Raw genomic sequence first — 13,366 nt, forward strand, 5'->3', positions numbered from 1 at the left:
GTATAAAAAGGGGACAAATTTCTGGGAAGATATACTGGCTTGGAATTGTTGGATATATTGTGATGGCTAATTTATTAGACGGTAAGACAACAGCCCAAAAAATTCAATCGCAATTGAGGGAAAAAATTAAAACCCTAGAACCGCAAAGGGGACGACCTCCAGGTTTAGCAGTGTTAATGGTAGGAGATAACCCCGCCAGCGCCGTTTATGTCCGCAACAAAGAGAAATCCTGTGAACGGGTAGGAATAGCATCGTTTGGTCAACATTTCCCGGCTGATACAAGCCAGGAAGAACTTAAAGAGGCGATCGCCAATTTAAACGAAGATGATCGGGTTGATGGTATTCTAGTACAACTGCCGTTACCAGAACACCTAGACGCTGTGAGTTTGCTGTATGAGATAGCAGCGCACAAGGACGCAGACGGGTTGCACCCGATGAACTTAGGGGGATTAGTGAGAGGGGAAAAGGGGTTACGCAGTTGTACTCCAGCGGGGGTAATGCGTCTATTAGAAGAATATCAAATCCCATTAGCGGGAAAACGAGCGGTAGTGCTAGGACGGAGTATCTTAGTGGGGAAACCCATGGCTTTGATGTTACTAGAGGCTAATTGTACAGTAACTGTAGCCCACTCTCGGACGGAAAACCTAGAAGCGATCGCATCGGAAGCTGATATTCTGATCGCGGCGGTAGGTCGTCCCGAGATGGTGGGAGCGAATTGTATCAAACCGGGGGCGGTAGTGATTGATGTGGGAATTAACCGCTTAGAAGATGCTAACGGAAAATCGCGGTTAGTAGGAGATGTAGACTTCCAGGCGGCTGAACCCATAGCGGGATATATTACCCCTGTACCGGGTGGTATCGGTCCGATGACTGTGGCTATGCTGTTACAGAATACGGTGGAAAGTTATCAAAAACGCATCTGATCGACTCGATGATGTGATTAACGGGATTCGCGATCGCGCATGGTGTCAAAAGACCCGTACAATAAAAACTGATGTTCACCGATTACTGCCCTACTTGTCCCTATAAACCGCTATCAGACTTTGGCTGGTTGGGCTGTGGGGTTTGCCCCTAATTATGACAGATATCAACACCGACGGTATGGTAGTCACAGAAAACATGGATTTATCCGGGTCAGACAGACCATTTGACCTATCGACTTATCTTAGCCAAAAAAAGGAATTAGTGGAAGCGGCGCTAGATGCTGCTATTGCTGTCACCTACCCCGAAAAAATTTATGAGTCGATGCGCTATTCCCTCATGGCTGGGGGAAAACGGCTGCGACCTACTTTATGTTTGGCTACCTGTGAACTGCTTGGGGGTACAGTGGAAATGGCAATGCCGACAGCCTGCGCCCTAGAGATGATTCATACGATGTCTTTAATTCACGATGATCTACCAGCAATGGATAATGATGATTATCGGCGTGGGAAATTGACTAACCACAAGGTCTATGGCGAGGATATTGCTATTTTAGCGGGAGATGGATTGCTAAGTTATGCTTTTGAGTTCGTGGCTACCCAAACTCAAGGTGTACCCCCGGAAAGAGTCCTACAGGTAATCGGTCGCCTGGGTCGTGCGGTGGGGGCGACTGGATTGGTGGGCGGTCAGGTGGTAGATTTAGCATCGGAGGGTTTATCAGATATATCTGAGGAAACTCTAACTTTTATCCATACCCACAAAACTGGGGCTTTATTAGAAGCCTGTGTGGTCTCTGGTGCGATTTTGGCGGGTGCTAATGAAACTGACCTGGAGAGACTCTCTCGCTATGCTAAAAATATTGGCTTGGCGTTTCAAATTGTCGATGATATTCTCGATATTACCGTACCCTCGTCGGAGTTGGGTAAAACCGCAGGCAAGGATCTGGAAGCTCAAAAGGCTACCTATCCTAGTTTATGGGGCTTGGAAAAGTCACGGGCGAAAGCTCAACAACTGGTGGAGGAGGCTAAGGCTGAATTAAAGGCTTTTGGAGACGGTGGTTGCGCTCTGGCGGCGATCGCTGATTTTATTACCTATCGCAGTCACTAACTTTTAAAGCGAGGTGTTCAACCCCATGCAAGAATTTGGTCACATATTGGACAACCGGGTGCTGTTAGTGGCACTGTTTGCTTGTCTGTTCGCCCAAGCGTCTAAACTGGCGATCGAATTGATACAGCATGGAAAAATTAATCTGCGGGTTCTGGTGACTACTGGGGGAATGCCTAGTTCTCACTCAGCCTTTGTGGGTGCTTTAGCCGCCAGTGTTGGTCAGGTGATCGGGTGGGGTAGCCCGGAGTTTGCGATCGCTGTGGTATTTGCTATTATTGTTATGTATGATGCGGCGGGTGTCCGACAAGCAGCAGGGAAACAGGCTCGCATTCTTAATCAGATTATGGACGAGTTATTCCAAGAGCATCCCCAATTTAATGAGGACCGCCTCAAGGAATTACTCGGACATACCCCCTTTCAGGTGATTGTGGGCTTGAGTTTGGGAATAGCGATCGCAGCTTTAGCAGAACTTACCTATTAGCTGCCATATCGGACTTTAATCTCCAATAGCTAAGTTAGGTCGCTCAATTTTCACCCGACTGCTATCAACCATGATTGACCAAAATCCCTGATCATTGAGACGGCGGAAAACTTCCATGGCACTATTGGGCTCGGCGGTATGTTCTACCAGTAAATAGAAGCGCCGATTATAGGAAACTATGGGAATTCTTCTCCCCATAGTTGCCTCAAGTCTAGCCGCAATTTCTGGCTGATTGAAATAGTCTACCATGATCGCATAACCCATGCCTAGGGGTTGGCTACCCAAATCACTGCTAGGACCAGAAGGACCGACAGGGGGACGTGGTTCGGGTCTAGGAGTTACTGCTGCATCAGATTTAACCACATGGGTGGATAAACCGGCTGTTTCCTTGAAATAAGCCGCCCAGTCTTCGGCAATTAGGACGTCATCAAAACCGCCAACTCTGGTGACAATATCATTGAGATAGCGACACACCTGGCTTTCTATGTTGCTAGGTAGGACTTGACGCGCTAGTGCTTGTGTCTCGGGGGTGTTGCTGGTGATTAACAGCAAATACTCACCGGGTCGAGGGGGAACACAGGAGGCTTGACCAAAGCTGGGTTTAGCACTGAAACCTATGGTAAGCAGAACCACCCCTACAGAACTAATCCTAGTTAACCATCGCCTCAACCTAAGTTTAACCATAGCTATAACAACTTTTGCGATCGATTTTGCAGCTATTGTACCCGAATTGAGATTTTCTGAGCGTAGGGGCGGTTTCTTTAGACAATCCTGATTTCAACCACATGATCTGAGAACCCGCCCCTATAGCCTGAAATAGTAGTATATTGAGCGACCACAGGTAATCAGGATTTTTAGCCAGCAGTAGCCAGAGACGCGATCGCATCAGGGATAGTAGCTGAAGGCGCTTCAAATTGTCCGGTAATCACGTGCTCAAGTCGCAATTTCAGCCAAGTAATAAACTGAGGGTTAGTAGAAACCAACGCCGCCGCTGGTTTAGGACATTTAGCTTGGACTTCGGCCATTTCGGGCGCTTCCAAAAATCCTGGCTCAATTACTAACCAAAAATCGATCTCTTTCTCCTGTTCTTGATAATTGCGCCGACGTTCCTTGAGCACTTCCTCAATAGGTTCCTCGATCACAAAGTCTTTACTAGCTAGGAGATAATAATAAGTTGCCATTTGTTTGTCACCTACAATTAACTAAAGAACAACTGGGCTGACTGTAACTTTCCCGTTAACCCAGGATAGCCTGTTTCATTTCCCGCACGGCTTTATCTAAACCGACAAGAACTGCCCGACTTATTATTGTATGACCAATGTTGAGTTCTTCCATACCTTCTAAGCGGGCTACAGGTTGCACATTCCAATAAGTCAAGCCGTGACCCGCATTAACTCGCAGTCCGGCTTCTAGGGCTAATTTACATCCTTGGGCTAAAATCTCGAGTTCCTTTTGCTGTTGGACTCCCTTGGCTTCGCAGTAACAACCTGTATGTAGTTCGATGAATTGGGCTTTAACTGTGGCTGAGGCTTCGATTTGGGCGGGGTTAGGATCGATAAATAAACTTACGGGGATTCCTGCATTTTGCAGGGTGCTGACTACTTCTGACATCCGCTGTAGTTGACCCAGGATATCTAATCCTCCTTCGGTGGTGACTTCTTCCCGGCGTTCGGGTACTAAGGTTATGTAGTCGGGTTTAATATCTAGGGCGATCGCTACCATTTCATCTGTGGCGGCCATTTCCAGGTTTAGGTGAGTTCTCACGGTTTCCCGTAACAGTCGCACATCTCTATCTTGGATATGACGGCGATCTTCGCGCAAATGTACTGTAATCCCGTCTGCTCCCGCTAGTTCTGCGATCGCCGCCGCTGCTACTGGATCCGGTTCCACTGTCCGCCGGGCTTGTCTAATTGTGGCAATGTGGTCAATATTTACACCGAGAGTGGGCATAGTTCTTTTGATCAAATCTTAGACCACAACAGTTTGACATATTCATGGGAACTCTGAAAAGTTAATTATTACAGGCCTTTCAAGAAAAGACCAACAGGGTATTGACAAAATCGATATTATATGTATATGAGTGTGATATAGAAATATTGTGGTAACATTACAGCTTGTTCACCAGTCGCTTAATACATTGCCCTCACCCTAAATCCCTCTGCCAGAGAGGGAGAGGGACTTTGAGAGGTGATCAGATGATTTCTGAACAGGCTGTAAGGTGCGTATCTGTGGGTAAATAATGCCGAATGGGGCTTAGTATAGATTATTAATAGGGAGCATGATTTAATCACAAATTCGGTTAATATTTTAGGGCAATACGGTATAATAAGCGAGAAGGGTTGAGGATAAACCTATTGCCAGATATGTCAAACCCAAGGAAGCCGCCCAAATCCTTGGAGTCCATGAAAGAACACTCCGCAGATGGGACGACAATGGCTCAATCGAGACCATCAGAACCCCCGCTGGGCAACGACGATAAAACGTTGAGTGATATACTGCTGCCAAATCAGGCAGTGACAAACGCAAAGTCGTTATCTATGCCAGAGTTAGTAGCCGCGCCCAGCAGTCCGACCTCAACCGACAGGTGGCCGCACTGTCCAACCTCTACCCCGAAGCAGAAGTCGTCTCAGAAATCGGAGGCGGGCTCGACTTCAAGGGAAAGAAAATGCTGGCCTTACTGGGACATCATTTGTCAGGAGATGTCGGCATGGTTGTCGTTGCCCACAAAGACTGATTGGCAATATGGGGATTTGACTTGTTTCGATGGCTCTGTGAGCAAAACAGGTGTTCACTCATGGTTCTCAACCAGACAAGTCTCAGTCCAGAACCAGAAATGGTTGAGGACATCCTCGCCATCCTCCACTGCTTCAGTTCCCGATTATACGGACGGAGTAAATACAAAACTCAGGTCAAAGAAGATCCGGATTTACCCCAGCCCGGAGCTAAATCAAGTCTGGCGCCAATGGCTGGCTGCTTGTCGGTATTGCTACAACCAAGCAATTGCATTATCTAGGAGTGGTAAACGACTAAGTAAACTGAAATTACGCAATAAAGTGATGCAGAGTGACTTACCCGAATGGGTCAAAGAAACACCCTGCCACATTCGGCAAAATGCCATCTTTGATGCCTATCAGGCTTTGACCGCCAGTCCTGATGCCAGGTTTAGAAGTTGTCGTGACAGCTCTCAAGGGATTAAGTTCAATAATACTAATTTCTCTTCAGGGAGTTGTTATCCAAGACTAACGAAAGGATTAACTTTCATGGTTTCCGAACCCATCCCTAAAACTTGCGGGCAAGGGACTCAGTTGGTGTTTACCAAAGGTCGATGGTTGGCGATTTTCCCTGAACCAGTTGCCGTTACCCCAACTGACGCTACTGGCGTGATTGCATTAGACCCGGGTGTGCGAACTTTCATAACTGGGTTTGATGGTTCACGATTTCTGGAATTGGGCTCCGGGGATATAGGACGCATTACTAGGCTATGTCAACATTTGGATGATTTGATGAGCCGAATCGCCAAGGAACCCTGTCGTTCAAGGAGGCGACGGATGAGGCAAGCGGCTCAACGAATGAGAACCAAAATCCGCAATCTAGTTGATGAAGCCCACAAACAAATTGCTCACTACTTGACTCATAACTACAGTATAATTTTTCTGCCGACCTTCGAGACTTCCAACATGGTTGCCAAGGTGAAGCGTCTAATCAAATCCAAGACTGCCCGCACCATGCTGACATGGGCGCATTATCGATTCAAACTAACCCTGAGACATCAAGGGGAAATAACTGGAACCACAGTTGTAGATGTGACGGAAGAATACACCAGCAAAACCTGTACTCACTGTGGTCATGTGCATTCCCAGCTAGGTGGCTCAAAAGTGTTCCGATGTCCTGAGTGCGGGTTCACTCTACCCAGGGACTGGAACGGTGCTTTGGGAATCTTTCTAAAAGCTTTGCGGGATACCGCCTCTGTTACCTTAACGGGTAATAGTGCTATCGTCGCATTGTCCGGCAATAGCCGGATAAATGTCGCGTAAATGTATCAGTGGGTTATTAATATTGTGAATCTGGGGAACTTTAGGAAACTGCATAGCACGATGGCTCCGATTGTGATGCTACCACTATTTGTGACGGTATTTACGGGGGTAGCTTACCGATTGGGGAAAAGTTGGTTTGGTTTATCAAGAGACCAGGTACATTTTTTAATGGTGATTCATGAAGGGGAATATTTAGGGCAAACCTTAGAACCGGTGTATGTGCTATTAAATGGCTTAGGTTTACTGTGGATGCTGATAACGGGGTTAACAATGGTGTTTCAAAATATGAAGCGATCGCGATGGTTTAGGAATCTGCAAGCCAAAAAACAGGCTTCATCCCAATCGCCAGAATAAATGAGTTATTTCCGTTTGGGGACTAAAAAACCTTCAACTTTCCTCAATACTGTTAGGCGATCGCATGAGCTAGAATAATTTAAGCCGGAAATGGCGATCGCCCATTTCCAGGGTACGACCTTCTAGGGGGGGTAAACCTTGACCATGACACCAAGTGAGTTGAACCACTGTTATAGGGTCCTTGAATTGCAACCCGGTGCATCCCTGGAGGTTGTAGATAGGGCTTATAAAGATTTAGCATTTATCTGGCATCCCGATCGCATTCCAGAAGATAACCAACGGCTGCGACAGTTAGCAGAAGATAAACTCAAGGAAATTAACCAGGCGCGCGATAAGTTGCGATCGTTGTTGAGGTCTAATAAAACGAAACCATCGAAACCGACCCCCAGACCTGAGTATGCTGGGGCTAAACGTCAGACCCAGACCAGCCACAACACCAACTCATATTATACTTACCGCGCGGCCACTCCACCCCACCGTCCCCCCAAACAGGAGTATCAGTCACCACCAGCTTATCAGCGTCCATCCTATTCTGATTTGACTAACGCTGATTTTCGGGGGGCGAACCTGAAGGAAAGAGATTTGTCGGGACGGAATTTGAGTGGGGCAGATCTGAGTTATGCTGATATGACGGATTGTTTTTTACATAGAGTTAACTTGAGTGGGGCTTGTTTGCATCGGGCTAATTTATTCCGGGCTAATTTTTTGCAGGCCAATCTGAGTTACGCTAATCTTCAGGAGGCTAACCTAATTGGTGCGGATTTAAGTGGTGCGGATTTGCGGGGGGCTAATTTAACCGGGGCGAAAGTGGGATATAGCGATCGCTTAATGGTGAAACTAACCGGGGCCAATTTGGCTGGGGCAATTTTACCAGATGGCACTATTCACCCGGGTTAAAACTGATAGCTGCGATCGCTTACCCACAAACGTAGTGGAATTGCATTCCCCTGGGAGTCCACTTTGACTTCAACCACAAAAGACTCAGGATCGCGACTTTGAGCGCGGCTAATGTTCTCGTTAACCTCTAAGCGCTTATTTTCCGGCATATAGTAGGTTTCCAGACCGTATTTTAGACCCCAGCCATCACCTGTACCTCGAATGGCGATCTGATTTTCTGGTAAATTATCAGGACGCTGGTTGCTAACTGCTACGGGTTGCCAAGGAAGGGGGCGATCGCCTTCTGGTTGTTCTTGGGGTTTTTCTAGGATCACATAAACTGTATCACCATCTCGGATAGAATTTCTGTGTGACATGGTACCGGAACCGGGAAGATTTCTGAGGGTACTAGGTTGAGAAATTTCATAACTGAGAATTTGATAATACCCCCGCAAAAAATCATAGGGGTCAACGGGGGCTGTTTGCAAAACTACGGTGGTTCCAGTAATATATGTGTAAAAAGCCTGAGCCGGAATTGACATTACCAATGCTACCTGACACAATAGGGGAGCCAGAAGTCGCCAATTGGGTAAGCGACGTTGACGGCTATTTACTGAACCCGGAAGGATAACTGAGGGTTTTGCGGATGGGATTTTGTTAGTGTTAACCATACTGTTACCTCACCATGAAAGATGAAATTATGAATTAGGACTTGGAATTAGGGAGAGTCGGACGAGACAAGTTTTTTTCAAACCATAAACCGGCGATAATTACAGCAATTCCACACAGGACTAAAACTAAGGCTTTCAGGAGTAGTTCGGTTTCGTATTCAAACATTCGGCTGATAATTTGGAGGACTAATAGCACCATACCGTACCAAAAAGCACTCCGATTGCCTTTTAACAGTCCTAAGCGAACGGTGAATGCGCCCAACAGAAACATTTGCACATTGAAAATTAAAGTGGCGGTGGTGGGAATTTCCGCTATTGAGATATGCCAAAAAGTGACTATACCAGTGATGATAATCAAGGCACTAATAGCGGTGGTATAGGCATCTACACCCCAATATCTTTGGCTACCATGAGGCTTAATTATCTGGAACCATTGCCAGAGGGATATGACCACAAAAGCCAGGATATTAATTAGCATTACATTGGGATTTTCTGGGTTAGATCGATAAGTCCAGAAGTCCAAGTTTTTCCAAACCTCAAAAAATGAAAAGAGGAAGCATAAAACTCCTAAGTACAAAATGGCTAAACGGTGAGCGATCGCTTGAAAAGGCTGACCATGGACATAGGGCCATTGACTATCTCGATAGGACCATAGCCAAGTAGGGATTAAAATTAAGCTGATCACAACCTCAATTCCGCTTATGGGCTGGAAGGAAATCAATCTTCCCATAATGACTAATAATGGGATAGCGATCGCCAACAGCGCCATGATAAAAACTACACGGGATTGACACCAATAGGCTAGGGGTATAAATAAAATAGCAGATGCGATCGGCATATATTGGAGCAAAATATCAATGGCAGATAAATCCCTGGCTGATAGGGCTATATTGATGCCCTGAAAGTATCCTAAGCCCAACAGAATTATGGCTAAAACCGATAGAGAGCGCAATTTTAAGCTATAAGCCATAATCAGGACACCTAGCCCCCAAACGACATATAATCCGTATGGGGAACCGCCTATATGAAACATCTGGGCCAGCAGTGCTATATTTGCTCCCAAAGACAATGCGCCAGCCATTAGCAGTCCCTGTCCGAGGCGTTGTTTAGATTCTGATGTAGGATGTTGCCACAGGTAAAACCCACCTGTATTAAATCCAATGAGGACGGATAGGAGTAGCAAAACCCGCATATATCGGGGCCATTGTTGCCAGTTAGCTGCCACAAAGGTAATCACACCCAATCCCAAGAGGATACCACCACCTACCATGAGAATCATGACAAAGCGATTGCTGGCGGCGGTTTCGAGGCTATTAAACTGATAGCGATCGGCTAATTGTTGATAAAGTTCATCATTAACCAAGCCTTCTGCTTTCCATAGTCGAGCTTCCTGTCGCAATTGGCGACGAAACTTTTCTGAAATCATCGATTGAAAGCCTATGTCAGATAGGTTCAGTTTGTCTTGATGTTCAGATTTTGGTAGAATAGTTTATGCCACATTCTCAACTGTCTCTGTTTCAAAAAAGCAGCAAATGAGGGGAGGAGTAGGGAAGCGGAAAAAAGAGTGTAGAGACAAGTGGGGCCTTATCCAAGGTATAACTTGTCTCTAGGGTCAGGGGCTATTTTCGTGTGATTTGTTGCCTGATACATTTACGCGACATTTTTCCGGCTCCGGATAATGCAACGATAGCACCATTACCTATTAAGGTAATGGAGGCGGTATCCCGCAAAGCTTTTAGAAAGATGATCCCAAAGCACTGTTTAGCTTGGTAGTCTTAGACCTGATTTTTCCCTTCACCTAGCTGGCCATGTTGGAAGTCTCGAAGATGAGCCCAAAAATTAGGCTGTGTTATGGGATGGTCAGGGATGCGACCCAATCAACCAAGGGGTTTAAGTCCTCACCGGGTAGTTATTTGGCTCATTTCAGCTCTATTTCATACCCGAAGGTCCCGCACCATACTTGGTATGGTAGCGCATCGCCCTAATTGGTTCAACTAATCTGCGATTAAATTAAGCTCTTTAAGTTTTTTCATTAGTAAAGAGGGGGACGCTGAGACTCGTTAATTTGCAACTGTTCGCGACCATTGCGGATAATCCTTACCATGTCGCTCAGTTCATGCTCAATTTTAGCTAGAACATGATCAGCATACTCATCGGCTCCGGTTTGGATCTCATTACACTCATTTAAGATCCGATTTCGCATAGCATCAAGTTCCTGTTGAGCCTGATAGCGAATTTGTTCAACCTCGGCGAGAGTTTGTTGCTGTAAGGCTTCACACTCTATCTGGACTTGTTGTCTAAGGCGATCGGCTTCTTCGGTCGCTCGTTGGACAATACCAGTTTCATTAAAAAGTTGAGTAGCTCTTTGTTCAGCATTCTGTAGGATAGAGGCTGCATATTCTTCAGCTTCCTGGAGAATTTCATCTTTATGACGAACAATAATATCAGCCTCCTGAAAAGCACTCGGAAGATTTAAGCGGATCAGGTCTAGTTGATCTAGCAACTGTTCCTCGTCCACAAGAGTGCGTCGAGTCAGGGGAATGCGAGGACTGTCAAGAATCATTTCTTCAAGTCGGTTAAGTTCCCGCTGAATATCTATACTAGGCGAAGCGGTAGGAGTCGGTTCGCCGTTAGTGACAAGTCCATTAGGATTAGATTCAATTCTGGGGGTTAATTCCTGGCGTAACATCTATTAATATCTATAGCGACGTGGTTGGGAACAAGATGATCGACTGAACCGCCAAACTTGGCGATCTCCTTAACGACACTGCTTGATAAAAAGCTATATTCGTTGGAGGTTGCCAAGAAAACTGTCTCGATTGTATCAGACAGGGTTTTATTAGTGTGAGCCATTTGCAGTTCCATCTCAAAATCGGACAGGACTCGCAAGCCGCGCAATAGCACTTGTGCCTTTCTCAGTTTGGCATAGTCTACGGTGAGACCCTCAAAACTGGCAACCTCGACATTATCCAAATGGGAGATAGATTGCCGAATTTGAATCAGGCGTTGTTCGACTGTAAACAGGGGAGTCTTGCTAGGGTTGCGTAGGACGGCCACAATCACCCATTCAAATAGATGGGAACCTCGCTCAATTATATCAATATGTCCAAAGGTAACTGGGTCAAAACTGCCTGGATATATAGCAATCACAATAGATTATGGTTATCTTGAAGTCTTACCAGAGATTACCTTAAACTGTTTGATGGTTAAAACAAACTTTTTCCCTGACGGAATTCCCGGGCTACCCCGGAAGAGTCAAGCCCAGCCATACGGAATCGGCGATCTAAATCGGCAGCATCGGGGGAGGACTTTTCGGCTTCTTCCATGGTAATGCGTCCCAGGGTGACTTGTTCAAAAATAGCCTGGTTAATCAGTTGCATTCCTTCATAGGTGTCATTTTCCATGAGGTGAGTTGCACTTTCCTCGTCGCCTTTGAGTAGATAGTCTTTCATGGCTGGGGTATTAACTAGGATATCGTGAACTGCAGCCCTTTTGTTATCGACTGTGGGGATTAATAATTGAGCAATTACGGCGACTAGGGAATCACAGATCTGAATCCTGACGGCTGGCTGTTCGTCTACGTTGTAGAGGTTTAAGAGTCGGTTGACTGAGTTAATGGCGTTGCGAGTGTGGAGGGTTCCCAAGACTAGGTGTCCGGTTTGGGATGCTTGGAGGGCAGTATTAACTGTGGTGCGATCGCGCATTTCCCCAATTAGAATAACATCTGGGTCTTCCCGCAAAACGGCACGGAGGGCATGATGAAATTCTAGGGTATGTAATCCGACTTCCCTTTGAGAGATTAAGCATTGTCGGGAAGCATGGACAAATTCAATGGGGTCTTCAATGGTGACAATGTGCTTGCGAGCGTTTTCATTGAGATAACGTAACATGGCGGCGAGGGTGGTAGATTTACCTGAACCCGTTGGACCTGTGACTAAAATTAACCCCTGGGGATAGCTAATAATATTTTTGAGAACTTCTGGTAATCTCAATTCATCGATACTAGGAATTTTTAAGTTAATTAGTCGCAGCACCATGGCTCCCCCGGTCAGAGATTCAAAGCAATTAACCCGACATCGGACTATACCAGGATAAAAAATGGCGGTGTCGAGTTCTTTCATTTCGGCAAATTGTTGCCTTTGGTGTGGGGTGAGAATCTCACTGAGATACTGCTCAAATATTTCTGGGGTGACTTTGACTTGGTCTTTAATTCTAACCATTTCCCCCTGTATCCTATATCGGGTAGTATGTCCGACTCGAATATGAATATCGGAGGCTTTTTTAACAAAGGCATCCTTAACCATATCTTTAATGGAGTTACTGGGGGAAACATTGGTCGATTGTCGTTGTCTCGCGCGCGCCGGAACTGTGGGCTTGGGGGGGAGATTTTCGGGAGATGGTGACTGAGTTGAATGAGCCATTAGGTGAGTGTCCCTTAGTTGATATCTGTTGCTAATTGTGGCACAGGGTTAACCGCAGTTGCACACTGCGGCCAAACCGTGCTTCAAAAGCTTTCTGGCTCTAGCTGGATGAGTGGGACTTAACGGTTGCCCCAGTGTGTCAACCACAAAAACGTAATTTGGGTAATTTGGTATTTAAGCTATCTCTCAGATGGGGTAATGTTTGCCTCGGTCATGTTAAAGGGGCTTTTTAGGTCTAGCTCACTGGAGCTTACAAATCCACTCATCTCGTTCCTTAAAGATAGACGACAGAGCCACAGGCTGGCCTTCACCTGTGGGTGTCATCACCCCCTTAACGTAGGTCTAATCCTGGACCTGCATCTTGCAGACTCTGTGAGGAGTAATTTCGGGCAGGAGCCGGAAATTACCGGATTTTATGCAAGAGTTGAGAACAGAGGGAAATTGATTTTCTGGTGGGGTTAGGATTCCCAGGGGCGATCGCCCCTGGGAATCCCTGGGAAT

General features: G+C 46.1%; 18 protein-coding genes. 9 read left to right on the forward strand and 9 right to left on the reverse strand.

Annotated features, from left to right (window positions below):
* Positions 1-62: 62 nt before the first annotated feature.
* The 3 genes from folD to NLZ44_RS05735 all read left to right on the forward strand — a co-directional run bounded on the left by folD (position 63) and on the right by NLZ44_RS05735 (position 2,509).
* Positions 63-923, forward strand: coding sequence for a bifunctional methylenetetrahydrofolate dehydrogenase/methenyltetrahydrofolate cyclohydrolase FolD (gene folD, locus NLZ44_RS05725; protein WP_493752138.1), 861 nt, complete (start codon positions 63-65; stop codon positions 921-923).
* Between the two features lie 154 nt (positions 924-1,077).
* Positions 1,078-2,028, forward strand: coding sequence for a geranylgeranyl diphosphate synthase CrtE (gene crtE, locus NLZ44_RS05730; protein WP_493752139.1), 951 nt, complete (start codon positions 1,078-1,080; stop codon positions 2,026-2,028).
* Positions 2,029-2,053: 25 nt separating this feature from the next.
* Complete coding sequence (locus tag NLZ44_RS05735) at positions 2,054-2,509, forward strand: divergent PAP2 family protein (protein ID WP_006619999.1); 456 nt, start codon at positions 2,054-2,056, stop codon at positions 2,507-2,509.
* Between the two features lie 15 nt (positions 2,510-2,524).
* Here NLZ44_RS05735 and NLZ44_RS05740 read toward each other — a convergent pair whose 3' ends face one another.
* The 3 genes from NLZ44_RS05740 to NLZ44_RS05750 form a co-directional block, all read right to left on the reverse strand.
* Positions 2,525-3,193 carry a hypothetical protein gene (locus NLZ44_RS05740; RefSeq protein WP_493752140.1) on the reverse strand — a complete coding sequence of 223 codons (669 nt, stop codon included), beginning with the start codon at positions 3,191-3,193 and terminating at the stop codon, positions 2,525-2,527.
* Positions 3,194-3,363: 170 nt separating this feature from the next.
* Complete coding sequence (locus NLZ44_RS05745) at positions 3,364-3,690, reverse strand: MgPME-cyclase complex family protein (RefSeq protein WP_493752141.1); 327 nt, start codon at positions 3,688-3,690, stop codon at positions 3,364-3,366.
* Between the two features lie 55 nt (positions 3,691-3,745).
* Entirely contained in the window at positions 3,746-4,459 is a 714-nt protein-coding gene (locus NLZ44_RS05750) for a pyridoxine 5'-phosphate synthase (RefSeq protein WP_006626251.1), read from the reverse strand.
* A 439-nt stretch (positions 4,460-4,898) separates the two neighbouring features.
* On the opposite strand from NLZ44_RS05750, the gene NLZ44_RS05755 reads away from it, so the two are divergent.
* The 6 genes from NLZ44_RS05755 to NLZ44_RS05780 all read left to right on the forward strand — a co-directional run bounded on the left by NLZ44_RS05755 (position 4,899) and on the right by NLZ44_RS05780 (position 7,794).
* Positions 4,899-4,988 carry a MerR family DNA-binding transcriptional regulator gene (locus tag NLZ44_RS05755; RefSeq protein WP_071776830.1) on the forward strand — a complete coding sequence of 30 codons (90 nt, stop codon included), beginning with the start codon at positions 4,899-4,901 and terminating at the stop codon, positions 4,986-4,988.
* Positions 4,989-5,093: 105 nt separating this feature from the next.
* On the forward strand, positions 5,094-5,243 hold the full coding sequence (locus NLZ44_RS05760; protein WP_493752142.1) for a hypothetical protein: 150 nt from the start codon (positions 5,094-5,096) through the stop codon (positions 5,241-5,243).
* A 60-nt stretch (positions 5,244-5,303) separates the two neighbouring features.
* Complete coding sequence (locus tag NLZ44_RS05765) at positions 5,304-5,522, forward strand: hypothetical protein (protein ID WP_006668023.1); 219 nt, start codon at positions 5,304-5,306, stop codon at positions 5,520-5,522.
* Positions 5,434-6,543: an RNA-guided endonuclease InsQ/TnpB family protein gene (locus NLZ44_RS05770; RefSeq protein ID WP_493752955.1), complete on the forward strand. Its 1,110-nt coding sequence runs from the start codon at positions 5,434-5,436 to the stop codon at positions 6,541-6,543. Before NLZ44_RS05765 ends, NLZ44_RS05770 begins: the two co-directional genes overlap by 89 nt.
* A gap of 60 nt (positions 6,544-6,603) precedes the next feature.
* Positions 6,604-6,897 (forward strand): hypothetical protein, encoded by a 294-nt coding sequence (locus NLZ44_RS05775; RefSeq protein ID WP_006626252.1) that lies wholly within the window; start codon positions 6,604-6,606, stop codon positions 6,895-6,897.
* Between the two features lie 144 nt (positions 6,898-7,041).
* On the forward strand, positions 7,042-7,794 hold the full coding sequence (locus tag NLZ44_RS05780; RefSeq protein ID WP_046321238.1) for a pentapeptide repeat-containing protein: 753 nt from the start codon (positions 7,042-7,044) through the stop codon (positions 7,792-7,794).
* Here the strand turns inward: NLZ44_RS05780 and NLZ44_RS05785 are convergent.
* The 6 genes from NLZ44_RS05785 to NLZ44_RS05810 form a co-directional block, all read right to left on the reverse strand.
* Positions 7,791-8,444 carry a GDYXXLXY domain-containing protein gene (locus NLZ44_RS05785; RefSeq protein ID WP_493752143.1) on the reverse strand — a complete coding sequence of 218 codons (654 nt, stop codon included), beginning with the start codon at positions 8,442-8,444 and terminating at the stop codon, positions 7,791-7,793. The two genes, NLZ44_RS05780 and NLZ44_RS05785, sit on opposite strands and share 4 nt — an antisense overlap.
* A gap of 34 nt (positions 8,445-8,478) precedes the next feature.
* Entirely contained in the window at positions 8,479-9,870 is a 1,392-nt protein-coding gene (locus NLZ44_RS05790; protein ID WP_493752144.1) for a DUF2157 domain-containing protein, read from the reverse strand.
* Positions 9,871-10,476: 606 nt separating this feature from the next.
* The gene (locus NLZ44_RS05795; RefSeq protein ID WP_006626257.1) at positions 10,477-11,133 is read right to left on the reverse strand and encodes an ATP synthase subunit B family protein; all 657 of its coding nucleotides are present in this window, start codon (positions 11,131-11,133) and stop codon (positions 10,477-10,479) included.
* Entirely contained in the window at positions 11,115-11,594 is a 480-nt protein-coding gene (gene coaD, locus NLZ44_RS05800; RefSeq protein WP_006626258.1) for a pantetheine-phosphate adenylyltransferase, read from the reverse strand. Before coaD ends, NLZ44_RS05795 begins: the two co-directional genes overlap by 19 nt.
* Before the next feature lie 56 nt (positions 11,595-11,650).
* Positions 11,651-12,865 carry a type IV pilus twitching motility protein PilT gene (locus NLZ44_RS05805; protein WP_493752145.1) on the reverse strand — a complete coding sequence of 405 codons (1,215 nt, stop codon included), beginning with the start codon at positions 12,863-12,865 and terminating at the stop codon, positions 11,651-11,653.
* A gap of 48 nt (positions 12,866-12,913) precedes the next feature.
* Positions 12,914-13,012 carry an RRXRR domain-containing protein gene (locus NLZ44_RS05810; RefSeq protein ID WP_493752146.1) on the reverse strand — a complete coding sequence of 33 codons (99 nt, stop codon included), beginning with the start codon at positions 13,010-13,012 and terminating at the stop codon, positions 12,914-12,916.
* Positions 13,013-13,366 lie beyond the last annotated feature (354 nt).

Source organism: Arthrospira sp. PCC 9901 (assembly GCF_059013425.1).

Coding starts and splice junctions, on each gene's coding strand:
- NLZ44_RS05805 (WP_493752145.1), bottom strand. CDS start 12,865: ATGGCTCATTCAACTCAGTCACCATCTCCCGAAAATCTCCCCCCCAAG.
- NLZ44_RS05775 (WP_006626252.1), top strand. CDS start 6,604: ATGGCTCCGATTGTGATGCTACCACTATTTGTGACGGTATTTACGGGG.
- NLZ44_RS05790 (WP_493752144.1), bottom strand. CDS start 9,870: ATGATTTCAGAAAAGTTTCGTCGCCAATTGCGACAGGAAGCTCGACTA.
- NLZ44_RS05780 (WP_046321238.1), top strand. CDS start 7,042: ATGACACCAAGTGAGTTGAACCACTGTTATAGGGTCCTTGAATTGCAA.
- NLZ44_RS05785 (WP_493752143.1), bottom strand. CDS start 8,444: ATGGTTAACACTAACAAAATCCCATCCGCAAAACCCTCAGTTATCCTT.
- NLZ44_RS05765 (WP_006668023.1), top strand. CDS start 5,304: ATGGTTCTCAACCAGACAAGTCTCAGTCCAGAACCAGAAATGGTTGAG.
- NLZ44_RS05750 (WP_006626251.1), bottom strand. CDS start 4,459: ATGCCCACTCTCGGTGTAAATATTGACCACATTGCCACAATTAGACAA.
- NLZ44_RS05795 (WP_006626257.1), bottom strand. CDS start 11,133: ATGTTACGCCAGGAATTAACCCCCAGAATTGAATCTAATCCTAATGGA.
- NLZ44_RS05745 (WP_493752141.1), bottom strand. CDS start 3,690: ATGGCAACTTATTATTATCTCCTAGCTAGTAAAGACTTTGTGATCGAG.
- NLZ44_RS05735 (WP_006619999.1), top strand. CDS start 2,054: ATGCAAGAATTTGGTCACATATTGGACAACCGGGTGCTGTTAGTGGCA.
- folD (WP_493752138.1), top strand. CDS start 63: ATGGCTAATTTATTAGACGGTAAGACAACAGCCCAAAAAATTCAATCG.
- crtE (WP_493752139.1), top strand. CDS start 1,078: ATGACAGATATCAACACCGACGGTATGGTAGTCACAGAAAACATGGAT.
- NLZ44_RS05740 (WP_493752140.1), bottom strand. CDS start 3,193: ATGGTTAAACTTAGGTTGAGGCGATGGTTAACTAGGATTAGTTCTGTA.